This window comes from Clostridium sp. UBA4548 (assembly GCF_002387895.1).
In the GTDB taxonomy this organism is placed as follows: Bacteria; Bacillota; Clostridia; order Clostridiales; family Clostridiaceae; genus Clostridium_J.
Genome location: NZ_DGLI01000023.1, coordinates 227,254 through 246,174 on the forward strand (window position 1 = coordinate 227,254; position 18,921 = coordinate 246,174).

Annotated in this window: 14 protein-coding genes; 3 read left to right on the forward strand and 11 right to left on the reverse strand. The window is 30.8% G+C overall.

The window, feature by feature from the left end:
* Nucleotides 1-97 precede the first annotated feature (97 nt).
* From argS to B3040_RS09195, 3 genes are all read right to left on the reverse strand, one after another.
* Nucleotides 98-1,789, reverse strand: coding sequence for an arginine--tRNA ligase (gene argS, locus B3040_RS09185; RefSeq protein WP_291572458.1), 1,692 nt, complete (start codon nucleotides 1,787-1,789; stop codon nucleotides 98-100).
* A gap of 613 nt (nucleotides 1,790-2,402) precedes the next feature.
* Complete coding sequence (locus B3040_RS09190) at nucleotides 2,403-4,019, reverse strand: ABC-F family ATP-binding cassette domain-containing protein (protein ID WP_291572460.1); 1,617 nt, start codon at nucleotides 4,017-4,019, stop codon at nucleotides 2,403-2,405.
* A gap of 168 nt (nucleotides 4,020-4,187) precedes the next feature.
* Nucleotides 4,188-5,531: a DEAD/DEAH box helicase gene (locus tag B3040_RS09195; protein ID WP_291572463.1), complete on the reverse strand. Its 1,344-nt coding sequence runs from the start codon at nucleotides 5,529-5,531 to the stop codon at nucleotides 4,188-4,190.
* 195 nt (nucleotides 5,532-5,726) lie between these two features.
* Between B3040_RS09195 and lexA the strand changes: the two genes are divergently transcribed.
* Nucleotides 5,727-6,335 (forward strand): transcriptional repressor LexA, encoded by a 609-nt coding sequence (gene lexA, locus B3040_RS09200; protein WP_017415957.1) that lies wholly within the window; start codon nucleotides 5,727-5,729, stop codon nucleotides 6,333-6,335.
* Between the two features lie 48 nt (nucleotides 6,336-6,383).
* Here the strand turns inward: lexA and B3040_RS09205 are convergent, their stop codons facing one another.
* The 6 genes from B3040_RS09205 to miaB form a co-directional block, all read right to left on the reverse strand.
* Nucleotides 6,384-7,670: an aminotransferase class I/II-fold pyridoxal phosphate-dependent enzyme gene (locus B3040_RS09205; protein WP_291572466.1), complete on the reverse strand. Its 1,287-nt coding sequence runs from the start codon at nucleotides 7,668-7,670 to the stop codon at nucleotides 6,384-6,386.
* A gap of 136 nt (nucleotides 7,671-7,806) precedes the next feature.
* Nucleotides 7,807-8,067, reverse strand: coding sequence for an RNA chaperone Hfq (gene hfq, locus B3040_RS09210; RefSeq protein ID WP_291572468.1), 261 nt, complete (start codon nucleotides 8,065-8,067; stop codon nucleotides 7,807-7,809).
* 56 nt (nucleotides 8,068-8,123) lie between these two features.
* A complete protein-coding gene (miaA, locus tag B3040_RS09215) occupies nucleotides 8,124-9,071 on the reverse strand; it encodes a tRNA (adenosine(37)-N6)-dimethylallyltransferase MiaA (protein ID WP_291572470.1) in 948 nt (315 codons plus the stop codon).
* Between the two features lie 19 nt (nucleotides 9,072-9,090).
* Entirely contained in the window at nucleotides 9,091-10,971 is a 1,881-nt protein-coding gene (mutL, locus tag B3040_RS09220) for a DNA mismatch repair endonuclease MutL (protein ID WP_291572471.1), read from the reverse strand.
* A 32-nt stretch (nucleotides 10,972-11,003) separates the two neighbouring features.
* A complete protein-coding gene (mutS, locus tag B3040_RS09225) occupies nucleotides 11,004-13,742 on the reverse strand; it encodes a DNA mismatch repair protein MutS (RefSeq protein WP_291572473.1) in 2,739 nt (912 codons plus the stop codon).
* A 151-nt stretch (nucleotides 13,743-13,893) separates the two neighbouring features.
* Nucleotides 13,894-15,237, reverse strand: coding sequence for a tRNA (N6-isopentenyl adenosine(37)-C2)-methylthiotransferase MiaB (miaB, locus tag B3040_RS09230; protein ID WP_291572474.1), 1,344 nt, complete (start codon nucleotides 15,235-15,237; stop codon nucleotides 13,894-13,896).
* 292 nt (nucleotides 15,238-15,529) lie between these two features.
* On the opposite strand from miaB, the gene B3040_RS09235 reads away from it, so the two are divergent.
* Both B3040_RS09235 and B3040_RS09240 read left to right on the forward strand, forming a co-directional pair.
* Nucleotides 15,530-15,697 (forward strand): hypothetical protein, encoded by a 168-nt coding sequence (locus tag B3040_RS09235; protein WP_291572475.1) that lies wholly within the window; start codon nucleotides 15,530-15,532, stop codon nucleotides 15,695-15,697.
* 13 nt (nucleotides 15,698-15,710) lie between these two features.
* Nucleotides 15,711-16,907, forward strand: coding sequence for a pyridoxal phosphate-dependent aminotransferase (locus tag B3040_RS09240; protein WP_291572477.1), 1,197 nt, complete (start codon nucleotides 15,711-15,713; stop codon nucleotides 16,905-16,907).
* Between the two features lie 255 nt (nucleotides 16,908-17,162).
* Here B3040_RS09240 and B3040_RS09245 read toward each other — a convergent pair whose 3' ends face one another.
* Both B3040_RS09245 and speD read right to left on the reverse strand, forming a co-directional pair.
* The gene (locus B3040_RS09245; RefSeq protein WP_291572479.1) at nucleotides 17,163-18,023 is read right to left on the reverse strand and encodes a GNAT family N-acetyltransferase; all 861 of its coding nucleotides are present in this window, start codon (nucleotides 18,021-18,023) and stop codon (nucleotides 17,163-17,165) included.
* 402 nt (nucleotides 18,024-18,425) lie between these two features.
* Nucleotides 18,426-18,806 (reverse strand): adenosylmethionine decarboxylase, encoded by a 381-nt coding sequence (speD, locus tag B3040_RS09250; RefSeq protein ID WP_017415947.1) that lies wholly within the window; start codon nucleotides 18,804-18,806, stop codon nucleotides 18,426-18,428.
* Nucleotides 18,807-18,921 lie beyond the last annotated feature (115 nt).

Consider the following 18,921-nt stretch of genomic DNA (forward strand, 5'->3'; position numbering starts at 1 on the left):
GTTACTTTAACTTTGCTCAATAATATAGAAATTCTATTACGACTTATATACATTAACACGCTAGTCTTGTAGGTTTAAGCTTATAAGCTTTAGTCTCTTACATCTTTTCAACTACATCAAGACCAATCAGTTTCAAACCATTTTCTAGTACTTGTAGGGTTGCTTTTACTAGATTAATTCTAGCATTTTTAATATCCTTATCTTCAGAACTTAAAATGTTATGTGCATTATAGAATTTATTAAAAGCTTTAGCTACCTCAATAACATATCTTGTAACCATGCTTGGTTGCAACTTATCGGCAGCAGCTTCTATAGCTCCTTGGAAGCCTTGGAGTTCTTTAACTAATTCAAACTCCTCTTTTGAAGAAAGCTTGCTATAATTAACCGCCTCACAGCTTTCCTCTACTCTTCTTAGGATACTTTTCCCTCTTGCATAGGTGTATTGAACATAAGGACCTGTTTCTCCTTCGAAACTAAGCATCTCCTTCCAATCAAATACAATATCCTTTTCTCTGTTATTCTTTAAGTAAGTAAAAATCATTGCCCCAATACCAACTTTTTTTGCTACCTCTTCTTTATTTTCTAAGGAAGGATTTTTTTCATTAATTGTATCTAAAGTTTTTGCCACTGCTTCATTTAATAGATCATCTAGTAATATAACATCGCCCTTTCTTGTAGAGAGCTTTTTATCAGCAAACCTTACTAGTCCAAAGTCAACATGATTACAATCTTCCGCCCACTTATGTCCCATTAATTTTATAGTAGTGAACACCTGCTTAAAATGCAAGGTTTGATCTTTTCCAACCACATATATATTTTTATAGAAATCATAGGTTTTCTTTCTATAAAAGGCAGCTGCTAAGTCACGAGTAGCATAAATAGTTGCTCCATCAGCCTTTTTAATAATACATGGTGGCATGTTGTATTCCTCCAGCATTACTACCTTGGCACCGTTACTTTCAACAAGTAACCCCTTATCTTCAATTTCCTGTACTACCTCTTCCATTTTATTACTATAAAAACTTTCCCCTGCATAGGAATCAAATTCGACATTCAAAGTTTTGTAAAGGTTACTAAATTCCTTTAAACTTAACTCTCTAAATCTACTCCAAAGTTCTACAGCTTCCTTATCTCCATCCTCTAATTTTTTAAAGTACATTCTGCCTTCATCTTCAAGTTCTGGATTATTTTCTGCTTCATCGTGAAACTTAACGTATATCCTTAAAAGTTCAGTTATAGGCTCCTTTTGAAGAGCATCTTCCTTACCCCATCTTTTATAAGCTGAGATTAATTTTCCAAACTGTGTGCCCCAATCACCTAAGTGATTTATTCCTATAGCATTATAACCTTGAAATTTAAATATCTTGTATAAAGAATTACCAATTACAGTGGTAAATAAATGTCCTACATGAAAAGGTTTAGCAATATTAGGTGAAGAATATTCTACTATTACATTTTTCCCTTCACCTAGATTTGTTCTACCGTAGCTATCCCCATCTTTTAAAATCCTTTCAATAGTTGCCCCAATGAACACTGATTTATCTACGAAAAAGTTCAGATATGGTCCAAAAGTTTCCACTTTTTCAAAACCTTCTCTTGGGAACTTTTCTTTTAATTCCATAGCAATGCTATTTGGTGCTTTCTTCAGTAGCTTTGCTAACTGAAAGCAAGGAAAAGCAAAATCTCCCATTTCCGTTTTTGGTGGAATTTCAATTAATCTTTCAATGCTATCTACATCCATTTCTATATATTCACTTAACTTTAACGCAATATGATTTTTGTAATCCATTATTAAAATCTCCCTTCAATATTTAATATATAATCCTATAGACAAGCTATTTTCAATATCCCTGAATGTATAGTATATAGAACCTAAAACTTAACTTATACCAGAGTCCTCCTCTGGTTCCCTTAAGGTATTATGAATATAAATAAGTTAAACCTTCGTAAAGGAACCTTATACTTAATATATTTAACTAGTCTAAATAGCTTTTCTTATATTACAAAAAATAAAAAACCCGTCTCTAAAATAGAGACGGGTATATCCGCGGTACCACTCTTGTTGACTTACTAAGTCCACTCAAAAATTTAACGCATAGCTGCGACTTACCCTACTAAAGTAATCTGTTTCAGGCAGCTTCTCCAAGGTTCTCTTCCTATGTAGATAAGTTTTATACCCATCATACAACACTGCTGTGTCGCCACATTAGCTTCTTACGTTCTACAAGGCTTCCACTCTACCCCTGCTCGCTTTAAAACTTATAAGAAAGTACTGTCCTTTTCATTGAATTTTTATAATTTATTTGTTTATATTTATAAATTGTATTATAAATCTGATTTAAGGACTTGTCAACAATGATCATTAATTTATAATAAGTCGCTATAAAGAAATGAAATTTTCATTACAACTTATACATTTCTTCAACTTGTTTTTGAATCTCATTACTCTCTAAGTATTCATCATAAGTCATAGTTCTATCCATGACACCATTTGGTGTTACTTCTATGATTCTATTAGCAATAGTTTGGATAAACTGATGGTCATGAGAAGTAAATAAAACTGTTCCTGTAAAGCTAATTAAACCATTATTTACTGCTGTAATAGACTCTAAGTCTAAGTGGTTAGTAGGTTCATCTAGAATTAGTACGTTAGCGCTGCTTAACATCATTTTAGATAACATACAACGAACCTTCTCTCCACCTGAAAGAACAGATGCTTGTTTTAAAGCCTCTTCTCCTGAGAATAACATTCTACCTAAAAATCCTCTAACAAAGCTTTCTGCTTTCTCCTCAGAGAATTGTCTTAACCAGTCAACTAAATTCATGTCACAATCATTAAAATATTGTGAGTTGTCCTGTGGGAAGTATGCTTGTGAAGTTGTTATTCCCCATTTAAAGCTACCACTATCTGGTTCCATTTCTCCCATAAGTATCTTAAATAAAGTAGTTTTTGCAATACCATCACCTAAAAATGCAATTTTATCTCCCTTATTTACTCTAAAGCTCACTCCATCTAAAATTTTAACACCCTCAATAGTTTTAGATAAGTTCTCAACTGTAAGTAAATCATTTCCTGCTTCTCTTTCTGGTTTAAAGCCTACGAAAGGATATCTTCTTGAAGAAGGTTTAATATCTTCAAGTGTTAATTTATCAAGTTGCTTTTTCCTACTAGTTGCTTGTTTTGCCTTAGAAGCATTGGAACTAAATCTTGCGATAAAGGCTTGTAAATCTTTAATTTTTTCTTCCTTTTTCTTGTTTTGATCTTTAGCCATTTGAAGTGCTAATTGGCTAGATTCATACCAGAAATCATAGTTCCCAACATAGAGCTGTATTTTACTAAAGTCCACATCTGCCATATGTGTACATACTTTATTTAAAAAGTGTCTATCATGGGATACTACAATAACCGTTCCTTCGAAATCCATTAGGAAATTTTCAAGCCATGTTATAGATTTTATATCTAAATGGTTAGTAGGCTCGTCTAGTAACAGAATATCTGGATGTCCAAATAAAGCTTGAGCTAAAAGCACCTTAACTTTTTCTGAACCATTTAAATCCTTCATTTTTTTACTGTGTAAATCTTCAGTTATTCCTAAGCCCATTAATAAAGTTGCAGCTTCACTTTCAGCTTCCCAACCATTAAGTTCTGCAAATTCCCCTTCTAGTTCAGAAGCTTTTATTCCATCTTCATCACTAAAATCTTCCTTTGCATATAATGCTTCTTTCTCATCCATAATTTCAATTAATCTTGCGTGACCCATCATTACTGTTCTTAAAACTTCTTCTTCATCAAATTGAAAGTGATCTTGCTTTAAAACTGCAAGTCTTTGTCCTGGAGTTATAGATACATCACCTGTATTAGGCTCGATTTCTCCAGATAATATCTTTAAGAAAGTGGATTTTCCTGCTCCATTTGCACCAATTAGTCCGTAACAATTTCCTTCTGTAAACTTAATATTAACATCTTCAAAAAGCTTACGTGAACCATATCTTAAACTTACGCCTGTTGTACTTATCATTTTCTTCCCTCCATATATCAAGAAAAAAGTTTTACCTTTTATTAATAGGTAAAACCTTTATATATCTCTTTAGTTAAACACATAGTTCTTATTATAACACAAAACTTTATATTATACTACAATAATCTTAAAAATTATAAATCAATAATTTTTCAACAAACTTTTATTTTAATTTGACTTTTTAGGTTTCTTTTGAAAATTAGTGTTTGTTTTTCTATTATCTTTCCTATTTTCAGCATATGCTGGTCTAGTATTTTTTTTATCTTTACCCGCTTCAAAATTTTCTGTTTTTTTTCTTTGTTCACTGGAATTGCTTTTGAAAGAAGGTTTTTTGTAGTCTGTAGACCTAGGCAATGAGCTATCGCCAGCTTTATATTCGCCATCAAATAATCTTCCATAAGAAAGTTCTTTATAATTAATCTTTATATTAAATTTATTTTCAAAGCTTTTAATTATGGGGATTTCTTTTTCAGTAACAATTGAAATAGCCATGCCTTTATTCCTGACTCTTCCTGTCCTTCCACTCCTATGTAGATAATCTCTAGGATCCTCAGGGATATCTATATTGAAAATATGAGTAACCCCTTCAATATCAAGACCTCTAGCTGCTAAATCTGATGCCACTAATAAATTTATTTTGCCACTCTTAAAATCTTCCATAACCTTTTTTCTTTCATTTTTAACAAAAGAGCCATGGATTCCATCTGCTTTTAAGCCATGATATTTAAGTTTTCCAGATAAAATCTCAATTTCATCTGTTTTATTAATAAATGCTATTGCCTTTTTAGGTTTTAGTGCAGCCATAAGCTTTCTTAAAAGCAGTACTTTATCTCTTCTATCGCACACCATAAAAATATGATTTATATTTTCATTTACTACAGAAGCTATCTTTTCTTTAATAATTTTAGGTTCTTTCATTAACTCTTTTCCCTTTACAATTACTTCTTCAGTAACTGTAGCGGAAAACATTAGAAGTTGTCTTTGCTTCAAGGTAGTTTTTATCACAGCTTTAATGGTTTCATAATTGTTTTCATCAAGCAATCTATCACATTCATCTATTACAATAGTTTTAACAGTATGAGCGGATATTTTTTTAAGTTTAATTAGTTCCAAAATTCTTCCTGGTGAACCAATTATAAATTGAGGTTTTTCTTTAAGATTTTCAATTTGTCTTTTTATATTTACATTCCCAATTATTACTGCTGAAGTTAGATTAAGTTTAGAATTTTCTCTAATAGTTTCTATAACTTTATTTACTTGAATAGCTAGTTCATGAGTTGGGGTCAACACAATAATTTGGTTTTCTCTTTTTTCATATTCTATCTTTTCTATTAGTGGTAGAAGATAGGCTAAAGTTTTACCACTTCCTGTTTCTGACTCTCCAATAATATCAGTCCCTTCAAGAACTAATGGTATAGCAGAGTTTTGAATTTTAGTTGGTATTTTAATATTTTGCTTCTCAAGGGCTTTAACTATTTCATTATTTATATTTAAGTCCAAAAAACTGGTCATCTTATCATCTCCAAATTTTATATTTTAATAAAATTATCTTTAAGTGCTTTATAAGAAAATTATTTGCATTTTTTAATAGTTTTATTAAGTAAGTATTTTGTTCAATATATTGTCAATAATTATAAGTATAGAAGAACATTAGTTTGATATCAACCATAAAATATGGTATAATTTATTTGAATGAGAGGTGTTTTCATGATTGAAATAAAAAGTAATAAACAAAGCGAAATATATGAATTCATTAAGCAACAAGTTTCCTTAAAGGGATACCCTCCTTCTGTTAGAGAAATTTGCGAAGCTGTTAATTTAAGTTCTACTTCTACCGTTCATGGCCATCTTTCCAGATTGGAAAAAAAAGGTCTTATTAGAAGAGATCCAACTAAGCCAAGAGCAATTGAAATTCTTATGGAATCTCCAATAAAAAAAGAAATGGTAGATATCCCTATAGTAGGAAAAATTACAGCTGGGGAGCCAATACTTGCACAAGAGTCCATTGAAGATTTTTTCACACTACCTCTTAACTTTGTAAAAAGCACTGCTGAACTTTATATGTTAAAAGTTTCTGGTGAAAGCATGATTGAGGCAGGTATCTTTGATGGTGATCTAGCAATTATTGAAAAAACCTCTACTGCTTCTAATGGAGACATTGTAGTTGCACTGATTGAAAATGAAGCTACTATTAAAAGATTTTTTAAGGAAGATGGATACATACGATTACAACCTGAAAATTCTTCTATGACTCCTATTTTAGTTAAGGATTGCAAAATTCTTGGAAAACTTGCAGGGTTATATAGAAAATATTAAGAAGCTATTAAATAGCTTCTTATTTTTCTATACCCTAGTTATTTTTAGTTATCCATTTAGCACTTTTGAAAGAGAAATTAAAATTCCAATCTTAGCATGATCGAAAGTTAAACCTCCCTGAAGGTAAGCAATATAAGGTTCTCTTATAGGTGCATCTGCTGAAAGTTCTATAGAAGACCCTTGAATAAAAGCCCCTGCTGCCATTATAACTTGATCATTATATCCTGGCATATCCCATGGCTCACACTCTACAAAGGAATCTATTGGAGAACCTGCTTGAATTCCTTTGCAAAACTTGATAAGTTTTTCTTTATCCTTGAATTTAATAGCTTGTATAATATCACTTCTTCTATCATCATGTTTAGGTAACACTTCAAAGCCTGCAAGTTCCATTATTCTAGCGCAGAATATGGCTCCTTTTACTGCTTCAATTGCAACATGAGGTGCAAGAAATAACCCCTGATAAAAAGTTCTCATTACACCAAAGGTAGAACCGCACTCCCCTCCAATTCCAGGTATAGTAAGTCTATAGGAGGCTTGAGTTACATACTGCTCTTTTCCTGCAATATATCCTCCCGTTGGAGCTATTCCTCCTCCAATATTTTTAATCAAGGAACCAGCAATTAAGTCCGCTCCAACATCAGTTGGCTCAATAGTTTCTATAAATTCACCATAACAATTATCAACAAAACAAATTATATTTTCATTTATGCTCTTAACTGCTTTGATAATTGGTTCTATGTCCTCTACTAGAAGAGATTTTCTCCAGCCATAACCAGTAGATCTTTGAATATGTACTAACTTTATACTTTTATCTTCTCTTAAAATTTCCTTCATTAACTCTATATTAACTCTTTGCTTCTCATCTAATTCAATTTGTCTGTAGTTCACTCCATATTCCTTAAGAGAACCAATATTGGTATTTCCACTAATACCAATTATGTTATGAAGAGTATCATAAGGAGTTCCACACACACTTAACATAGTATCATTCGGTCTTAAATTTCCAAAAAGTGCAGCTCCTATTGCATGAGTTCCATTAACAAAATGGGGCCTAACTAAAGCAGCTTCTGCATGGAAAATCCTTGCATACACCTTATCTAAAGCATCTCTTCCTATATCCCCATAACCATAACCAGTAGAATTAGTAAAGTGCATATCACTGATTCTTTCTTGTTGAAAAGCACTTAATACTTTTAATTGGTTGTATTCTCTAATACTATCCAATTTATTGAATTGCTCTTGTACATCTTCTATAGCTCTTTCATACAACTTTAGTATATTATCATTTATCTTATATTCTTTTAGTAAAAACTCTTTAGTTAAACTTAACATTTCACTTACTCCTTTTGTAGAATTTCTTAAATATACTATCATATTACAGTACATTAATCAAATTATAAAGAAAAACTTAAAAGTTAATTTATATAACAATAAAAAATACACCAAAAGGTGTATTTTTTATTTAAACTTATTCTTCACTTTGCTCATTCGTGTTATTGAATAGTATTGGTCTTAATGGTGTAATAGTAGAAACTGCATGCTTATAAATAAGCATTTGTTGTTTTCCGTCTCCATTAGAAGTAACGTTTAAAACTACTGTAAAACTGTCAAAGCCTGATACAGTACCTTTAATTTGAAAACCATTAGTTAAATGAATTGTAACAGGAATTTTATTTTTTCTAGCACCATTTAAGAAAATATCTTGTAAATTATTTGTAGATTTACTCATACCCGCACCTCCAAAACTATAATGAAATTATTCTATAGATGATGAAAAAATCCTCTTTATTTTGAAATTATTTGTATATTTTCCAGAAAATCATTATATATAAAATCCACAATAGCATCTTCATCGGAAAATTCATCTTTATTTACCCATTTTACTCTTGGATCTTTTCTAAACCAAGTAAGCTGCCTCTTAGCATAATTTCTACTAAATTGCTTTATCATCTCTATAGATTTTTCCAAAGAAATTTGCCCATCTAAATAATATAGTATCTCTTTATAGCCTATACCCTTCATAGATTGCATATCAGAAGTATATCCTTCTTTTTGTAATCTTATAACCTCATCTATTAAACCTTTTTCTAACATGATGTCTACTCTTTTATTAATTCTATCATATAGCTCCTCACGATTCATGTTAAGTACATAATAGTGAACATTGTAAGGAATGTTATACAAATCTTCTTCCTTTGCAAACTGTGATATTGGCTTTCCCGTAACCTTGTAAACTTCTAATGCTCTTATGACCCTTTTTAAATCATTAGGATATAGCTTATTATAGCTATCTAAATCTATATCCTTAAGAAGATTATGCACATAGATGTTCCCTTTTTCTTCTGAAAGAGTTTCAAGATGTTTTCTATATTCTTCATCTCTATTTGTATTAGCAAAATTATAATTGTAAATTAGGGAATTGATATAGAATCCAGTTCCCCCAACTATCATTGGAAGATTTCCTCTACTTTTTATGTTCTCTATGTCTCTCTCTGCTTTTTCCTTAAACATAGCCACGCTAAACTCTTCCTTAGGATCCACAACATTAATCATATGATGAGGTATTCCCTGCATTTCCTCTTCTGAAATCTTGGCAGAACCAATATCCATTTTTTTATAAATTTGCATGGAATCCGCTGATATTATCTCTCCCTTAAGTTTTTTAGCTAGATTAATTGAAATATTGGTTTTTCCCACTGCTGTAGGACCAGCTAAAATAAAAATATCTATCATAAAACTACCTCACCTTGCTTTATTGTATTCTTTTAAATCTCTTCTCTAGTTCTTGCAGCCCTATTTTAATTATAGTGGGTCTTCCATGAGGACAAGTGAAAGGGTCATTAATATATCTTAATTCTTCGATTAAAGTCTCCATTTCTTTTTCTGAAAGCTTATTATTTGCCTTAACAGCTGCTTTACAAGCAAGGGATGCAATTTTGTCGTATTTTACATCTACAGTTCTTCCTGTGCCTAGAACTTTAAGGTTTTCAATAATATCATAAAATAGCCCCTTAACATCAGGTTTTCCCAGGAGCATTGGAACTTCTCTTATGGATACTGAGTTTCCACCAAAATCCTCAATAGCAAAGCCACAGGAAGTGAATACATCCTTATTTTCTATATAATAACCATAATCCTCAAAGCCTAATTCAATAACTAAAGGAGTTAGTAGTATTTGACTTACTACCTGTAGTTTCAGTATAGCTTCTCTATACCTTTCAAAAAGTATCTTTTCATGAGCAGCATGCTGATCTAGTAGGTAAAGTTCATCTCCATATTCACCAAGAATATAGGTACTATTAAATTGTCCAATTAATCTAAGGCTAGGAAACTTAGGAACTTTTACTTCCTTAAACTGTTGCTGGACTTTTATTTCTTTCGCATACTCTATATTTTCATTAGGCTTTTCATATATTTCTATACTTCTTCTTTGAGGAGCTTCCTCTTCATAGCTAGAAGTTTTTGCAGCTTCTTTATAACTTTCCTTTTCTGTAACACTATCACTAACCTCATTATTTATGGCAAAGCTATTTTTATTAATAGCTTGAAAGTCTATAGGAAATTCTACAGCAGAAATTTGCTCTACCTTTTCCTTTGAACTCCTATCAGTATATATGTCTTCTTCAATATCAAAGCTATTTCTTAAGCTTTCCCTCAAGACCTTGTGAACTCCATCAAATACTAACTTAAATACAGCCTTTTCATCAAAAAACTTAATTTCAGCTTTAGTAGGATGTACATTAGGATCAATGAAATCTGGAAAAATATCAATATAAACAAGAAAGAATGGAAATTTATTAACAGTTATAAAGGACTTAAAAGCATTTTCAACTGCAGCAGTAATTAAACTACTCTTTATTAGTCGCTTATTAACAAAAATACTTTGTCTATTTCTACTACCTCGGCTTATTTCCCTATTTCCAATAAATCCATAAACTGATATTATATCGCTATGATTTTCAAAAGGAATTATGTTATTGTATACTTCTTTTCCATATACAGCTCTAATTGTATCCTTGGAATTTTGTGTACCTAAACTTGCGAAAACCTCTTTCCCATTACTATATAATTTAAAGGTTACTCCATGGTTTCCTAAGGCTAGTCTTAAAACTAAATCATTTATTATACTATTTTCTCTTTGAGGAGATTTTAGGAATTTCTGCCTTGCTGGTACATTATAAAATAGGTCTCTTATTTCAATAGTAGTACCAATATTAGCTCCTATATCTTTTATATATTTAATTTCTCCACCCTCTAGATACATTTCTTTTCCATATTGAAACTCTTCAGTTTTTGATACAATTCTAACCTTGGAAATAGCAGCAATACTTGCTAGAGCCTCTCCTCTAAAACCAAAGGTGTTAATAGCAAAAATTTCTTCAATATCACTTATTTTGCTAGTGCCATGGGGCATAAATGCCTTTTCTATATCTTCAGGATGAATTCCATCACCATCATCACTTATTCTAATAAGACTAGTTCCACTATCTTCAATCTCTATGATTATATTTTTACCATTGGCATCAATACTATTTTCCACTAATTCTTTCACAACGGAGCTTGCACGTTCAACCACCTCACCAGCAGCTATTTTATTTGCAGTATCCTGTGATAATAAGTTAATACGTTTCATAAACCCACTTCCTTTTATAAAGGATTATAAGGCTAAATTTTTTTAGCCTTATTAATTAGTTCATATAATTTATTAAACCCTTCCATTGGTGTCATATTTAATACATCAACAGCTTTTATTTCTTCAAGTAAATTTTTTGTAGCAATATCTTCAAAGCCAATTTGAACTAGCTCTATTTTCTCTTCTTTTATAAGTGTAGTTGCCACTTCTCTCTCTACCTGTGCACTGTGTTTATTATTTTTCTTACTTGATTCTATGTTAAAGTTATTATTTGAGCTATAAGTTGTTGTCTCTTGGGTTTTAACACCAGCTAATAATTCTATGTGATTTGACGATTTATCAATAGTATTACTCGAAGTTTCCTTATTATTTTCCTCAAGAGTTAACAGAATTTCTCTAGCTCTATGAATTACCTCCATTGGAAGTCCTGCTAACTTTCCAACTTCAATACCGTAGGACTCATCTGCTCCTCCCCTTACAATCTTTCTTAGGAACACAATGCTATTATCCACTTTTTTTACTGCAATGGAATAATTCTTAACCCCTGAGATTTCTCCCTCTAGTTTTGTTAACTCATGATAATGAGTAGCAAATAAGGTTTTGCATCTTATTGATGAAGTTTTACAAATATACTCTATTACTGACCATGCAATACTAAGACCATCATAGGTACTTGTTCCTCTACCAACTTCATCTAAAAGCACTAAGCTTCTTGTGGTAGCATTTTTTAAGATATTTGAAACTTCCCACATTTCTACCATAAAAGTACTCTTACCGCCAGCCAAATCATCCGATGCTCCGATTCTTGTAAAGATTTTATCACAGATAGATATATTAGCAGATTTTGCTGGAACAAAAGAACCTATTTGAGCCATAATAGTTATTAATGCAACCTGTCTCATATAAGTGGATTTACCAGCCATATTGGGCCCAGTTATTAAAATTAACTGATTATCCTTAGTATCCAAATCAATATCATTATCTACAAAAGTATTTACCGGAAGCATTTTCTCAACTACAGGGTGCCTTCCCCCTTCTACTGAGATTATTCCCTCATTATTAATCTTAGGCTTACAATAGTTGTTTTCCTTTGATATTATAGCTAATGAATACAAACAATCTAGTTCAGATATTAGTTTTGCTGTAGTTTTCATTCTATGATTTTGTATTTCAACACTCTCTCTTATTTTCACAAACAAATCGTACTCAAGAGCCATTAATTTATCTTCTGCTCCTAAGATTTTATCCTCCATTTCCTTTAACTCTGGAGTTATAAATCTTTCTGCATTGGATAAGGTTTGTTTTCTAATATATTTTCCTTCTGGAACAGAAGAAAGATTCGCTTTAGTTATTTCTATAAAATATCCAAAGACTTTGTTATAACTTACCTTTAAAGATTTAATACCTGTGGCAATTCTTTCACTATTCTCAAGAGCTGCTATCCACTGCTTCCCATTTGTTTTAGCCACACGTAATTCATCTACTTCTTTATTATATCCATCTTTAATGATGTTTCCTTCCTTAACAGAAAGTGCTGGATTTTCTAAAATTGAAGTCTCAAGTAACTCATATACATCTTGTAAATCATCTAAAGTGCTATGAATATTTTTTAACAATTTGCAATTAGTAGAACTTAAAAGCTCTTTTACTGATGGTATCTTACCTACAGATTGCTTTAAAGCCACTAACTCCTTTGCATTGATACTTTTTGAGCTTATCTTCCCTACAAGTCTCTCAATATCATATATTTGTTTTAAAACTTCTTTTAAATCTTCTAATAGGGGCAGATCATTAACTAATTCTTCAATTGCCTCTTGTCTATGCTCTATTTCTTCCTTCATTACTAGAGGCTTTTCTATCCAATTTTTCAGCCTTCTAGCTCCCATGGAGGTGTTTGTTTTGTCTAAAATCCAAAGTAAGGTTCCTTTTTTAGATTTTTCTCTTAAACTTTCCGTTATTTCCAAGTTTCTCTTAGAATTTATATCAATAGTTAAGTAATCGAAAATGTTATATAATTCAATTTCATCAATATGTGTTAGAGGAATCTTCTGAGTTTCTAAAATATAATTTAACAATCCGTTACAAGACTTAATAGCTGGTACTCCTAGATTTATATCCTGAAAGTTTTTAAACTGAAGTTTTAGATTATCAATGTTTGAGTTAAACTCCTCACTATGAAACTTGGAAAGAGAAATTGAAAATCTTTCTTCTATAGTTTCAGCAATACTACTATTAAAATTGTGTGGAATTAAAATTTCTTTAGGCTCAAACTTACAAACTTCATCAATAATAATATTTTCTTCAAAGTTTGTTTCACTGCAATAAAATTCCCCAGTAGAAATATCACAAAAGCATATACCTACCTTATTATCATCACTTATAAACAGTGACATTATATAGTTATTTTTAGTTTCTTGTAAGAAGCTACCTTCAGTATATGTACCTGGTGTAACAATTCTTATTATATCTCTTTTTACTATTCCTTTTGCAGTTGCTGGATCTTCAACCTGTTCACAAATAGCAACCTTGTAGCCTTTAGTGATCAGTTTTGATATGTAGCCCTCAGCAGCATGAAAAGGAATTCCACACATAGGCGCTCTATTTTCTAACCCACAATCTCTACCTGTTAAAGTAAGTTCTAATTCTCTCGAGGCAACCTTAGCGTCTTCAAAGAACATTTCATAAAAGTCACCCAACCTAAAGAACAAAATGCAATCTTTACATTTTTCTTTAACCTCTAAATATTGTTGCATCATAGGAGTTAAAGCCATGTTATCTCTCCTTTATATAAATATAGACTAGTTTGTTTTATAAAAAAAGCGACAAAGTCGCTTTTTTATACTGTTTTTTATTATACAATGCTAATAAATTCTCTTTTATTAGCTACGTTATGAGGTATATACTTACCCCCTTATTATATAACTAAATTTGCTCACCTATAAGTGAAAAGGACTGAGCTTTAGTAATTTTAACATTAACTAAATTTCCAATACTAGCTTTATCTCCAGTAAAATTAACTAGTTTTCCTGTTCTAGTTCTTCCTGTAAGCTTAGTTTCGTCACTTTTGCTTACCCCTTCAACAAGCACTTCTACCGTTCTGCCATCATACTCTTTGTTTTTCTTTGCACAAATCTCATTCACTGCTTCAACTAGTCTATTAAATCTTTCTTTTTTAACACTCTCACTTACTTGGTCAAGCATTAAGTCAGCTGGAGTACCTTTTCTCTTAGAATATAGGAAAGTGAAGGCTGAATCGTATTCGACTTCCTTTACTAAGCTTAAAGTATCCTCAAAATCCTCTTCTGTTTCTCCTGGGAACCCTACAATTATATCAGTAGTCAAAGCTACATTTGGAATAGCAGCTTTAATCTTCTTGATTGATTCTAGGTATTGTTCTCTATCATAATGTCTATTCATCTTCTTTAAAAGTCTTGAGGAACCAGATTGTACTGGCAAGTGAATTGATTCACAAAGCTTATCACATTCAGCAACAGCCTTTATTACATCATCGCTTAAATCCTTAGGATGAGAAGTCATAAACCTCACTCTTTCAATTCCTTGAATTTCATTAATTCTTCTTAGAAGCTGTGCAAAATCTATAGCAGGTTCCAAGCCTTTACCATAAGAGTTAACATTTTGCCCAAGTAAGGTTACTTCCTTATATCCAGCAGCAACCATATCCTGTATTTCCTTTATAATTTCTTCTGGTTTTCTGCTTCTTTCTCTTCCTCTAACATGTGGAACTATGCAATAAGTACAGAAGTTGTTACAACCATACATGATAGTAACAAAGCCTTTAATGGTGCTAGCTCTATCAATTACAGCTCCCTCAATAATATCAGCTTCCTTATCCCAAACCTCAACAATAGGTCTTTCTCCACCTAAAGCTTTAGTTAAATACTCAGTGAACTTATAAGCGTTATGAGTTCCTATAATAATGTCCACAAAAGGGAACTTAGATATTATGTTTTCAGCCATACCTTCTTGTTGCATCATGCAGCCTGTAATTGCGATAACAACTTCTGGTCTTTCCTTTTTAAGCTTTTTTAATGCCCCAAGATTTCCTTCAACCTTTTGCTCTGCATTTTCTCTAACACAACAAGTGTTAAAAATTATTATATCTGCATCTTCTTTAGAAGTTGTTCTCTTATATCCTAATGGCTTTAAACCGCCTGAAAGTTTTTCTGAATCTTCTTCATTCATTTGGCAACCCCAAGTTTCTATATAGTACTTTAAATCTTTTTTCATTAGCAGTTCCTCCTCCATTTTAATTATAACCATCTATTTATTATATATAATATTCATCAATATTCAAAGTTTTTTTTGTTTTTTCAGAGGATTTTTTCATTTTCTTATAATGTAGCCACAATTTCAAATTTTTTTTATAACTTAATATATATTTCGCCTAAAGTAAAACTATATTTAACTTTTTAAGACTTTGTGTATTATTCACTTATAAAGGTAAGTAAAAATAGCAAGAATATTTTATTAGGTTAATGAATCATCACATAAAACCTATTCTTTAAGGTAAAAATATATAAAAAGAGGAGGGTTTTCTATGTATGATGCTAAAAAAGGAAAATTAGATGCTACTGAATGCCTAAAAGGAGATTGTATAAAAGATCGTAGCTATTTTACTAATATAGAAAACACCATTTCTATGGGCATCAAGTCATCCTTAGTTCCTATAGAAAATTTAATACAGGACTTCAATAGTAATTCATAGGAGGATTATCACAATGAAATTTTCAAACAGAATTTTATCAATGGAATACTCACCAATTCGTAAACTTGCACCCTATGGGGATGCAGCAAAGAAAAAAGGTATCCATGTTTACCACTTAAATATAGGTCAGCCGGATATCGAAACTCCTGCACAGTTTATGGAAGGTGTTGCTAACTACAAAGATGCAGTATTAAAGTATGCTCAATCCCAAGGATTAGATGAAACAATTGAAAGCTTTATAAAATATTATAAAGAATGGGACATAAATTTTGAAAAAGATGAACTTATTATCACTAATGGAGGATCAGAAGCAATATCTCTTGCACTTACTGCAATTTGTGATATTAAAGATGAAGTAATAATCCCTGAGCCATTTTATACAAACTATGTTGGGTTTGCTCACACAGTTGGTGCAAAAGTTGTACCATTTATCACTAAAGCTGAAGAAGGCTTTCACTTACCTGCAAAAGATGTTATAACTAGCAAAATCACTGATAAAACAAGGGCTATCATGATTTCCAATCCTGGTAATCCAACTGGAGTTGTTTACACTAAGGAAGAAATTAGAATGATTGCTGACATTTGTAAAGACCATGATTTATACTTAATTGCTGATGAGGTTTATAGGGAATTCGTTTATGATGGATTAACTTATACTTCAGCACTTTACATGAAGGATATTGAGGACAGAGTAATCTTAATTGATAGTATTTCTAAAAGATATAGTGCTTGTGGTGCTAGAGTTGGTCTAGTAGCTTCAAAAAATAAAGAATTAATTGCTCAAATCATGAAAATATGCCAAACAAGATTATGTGTTCCAACAATTGAACAATTGGCAGCAGCTAACTTGATAAACACTCCTAAAGAATACTTTGAAAAGGTTTTAGCTGAGTATGAAGCCAGAAGAAACATACTTTATGAAAAACTTTCAAAAATTCCAGGAGTTGTTTGCAAAAAACCAACTGGAGCCTTCTATGTGGTAGCAAAACTTCCTATAAATAATGGAGAAGATTTTGCTAAATGGATGCTAACTGATTTTAGCCACAATAACAAAACTGTTATGTTCGCTCCAGCAGAAGGTTTCTACGCTACAGAAGGTTTGGGCATAGATGAAATAAGACTTTCCTACTGCTTAAACACTGAAGCACTTGCAGATGCCATGGATACTTTATCTATAGGCTTACAAAAATATATGGAACTTCATAAATAAAAGAAATAGCAAGGTTTTTCCTTGCTATTTCTTTTATTTACAAATTCTAAATTATCTTTGTTAAAATAATTACTAGATTGTTTTGAAATTTCATAAAAGCACCCTTAGATACAAAATAATGTATCTAAGTAGTGTATATAAGTTTCAATATTGATTCGAAACTATAAGAAAATTTAAACAATTCATATTAAAGAGAATGAAAAATAGAATTAGATATATTTATAGAGTATTTATATCGCATTCTATATATTAAAATTAATTTATTTTATAAAGCTCATATATTGTTTGATTTTTTACAAATCCCATTGATTTATATAATTCCAAAGCTACTATGTTATTTTCATTACATTTTAAATATATTTCCTTGTAGTTCTGATTATAAGAAAGATTTAGAAGATACTTTAAAAGTGTTTTTCCAAACCCCTTACCTCTATATTCTTTCAGTATTCCAAAGTTTACAATATAAGCTTTACAATTATCTACTATAATTTGTCCATAACCAATAACCTTTTCTTCATATTTTACAAAAATACAACCATCCTTAATATAATATTTTTGATTCTCTTCAAAATATATATCTCCTTCATTAATAGGATACCTGCTTATGTCAGAAAATACTTTGTTTTGAACTTCACACCGTAGTCTTTCATCCTTATTTTTTGTAAATGTAAAAAATGAAATTTTTTGAGCAGTTTCCAAGTCATATAAGCTATTCAACTGTATTTTCATCTCTAATATGGTTTTTCTTTGCTCAAAGCCTAGATTTCTTAAAATATAATACTCAATTTCTGAATTGGCACAATTATAAGTAATGATAGATTTTCTTTTAATAACACTTAAAAGCATATTATAATATTCTGCAGTATTATAGTTATTCAATACTTTAATAGAATTTATTTTGTATCTATTTCTATCTAATTTATCAAACCATATAAAACCTACATATTCATTTTCCACTTTTAAGAATTTAATATTTTTCCAAAACATTAATCTTTTTAATAGACTATTAGAGTTAAAAAGGCGAACTAAATTATATTTCCACCTATATTCATCATAAACCTGAAGATTTTCTATTAAGTTCATATTTATATTATTTAAACCTTCCAACTTATACATAGATTCCTCTTATTAAATAAATATTTTAGTCTATATATATTATACTACAATTATGTAAATAATAACCATATTCTATGAACCTTATTTAAAATCCTATTCTTAGAAGGTTAAAAATAATATCCTATCATCACTTGTTAAAACACTTATTTTCTCTTGTTAGACTTGTGAATCTGGTCTAACAAGAGAAAAATAAATATTTGATTTTATTTTAAAAGTGAAAATAACTTATTCAAAATAAAGAAGAAAACTGTGTATTCACAAGCCCTTTTAAATAAATAGCAACTACGTACATTTTTCATACATTCTCTGAAATCCAATATTCCCAAGTCATTTCAGATGCTTTTTTCAGAAAAAAAAGTTGAATTTCCTGTACAATAAAAAAAGCCATCAAAATGATGACTCTTATATATTTGATGCTTTAACAGAAACAGGATGTTCAAAAATCCCTCTTTTAACTTCTGTAGCAGTCATGTTCTTTGCATTTAATAACTCTGTTAAATAATTGCATGCATCCCAAGGATTTATTCTATCTCCACAAGTAAATACATCAACAGCTGCATATCCAAGTTCTGGCCATGTATGTATTGTTAAATGTGATTCAGAAATAATTACTACCCCACTCACTCCTTGTGGACTAAATTTATGAAAGGCAACCTCTCTTACTTCAGCTCCAGCTTTTAGTGCAGATTCTACCATGTTTTTTTCTATTAACTCTTTATTATTTAATATTTCAGCATCGCAACCATATATTTCAGCTAAAATATGGCGTCCTAGTTCATTCATCAACAGTATACCTCCCTTTACAAATTTAAACAGATAAATAAATTCTATCAAAAATACACAAAAAGTCAATATTATTCAAAAATCCTTAAATAATCACGTGTTTTTTGGCAATTTA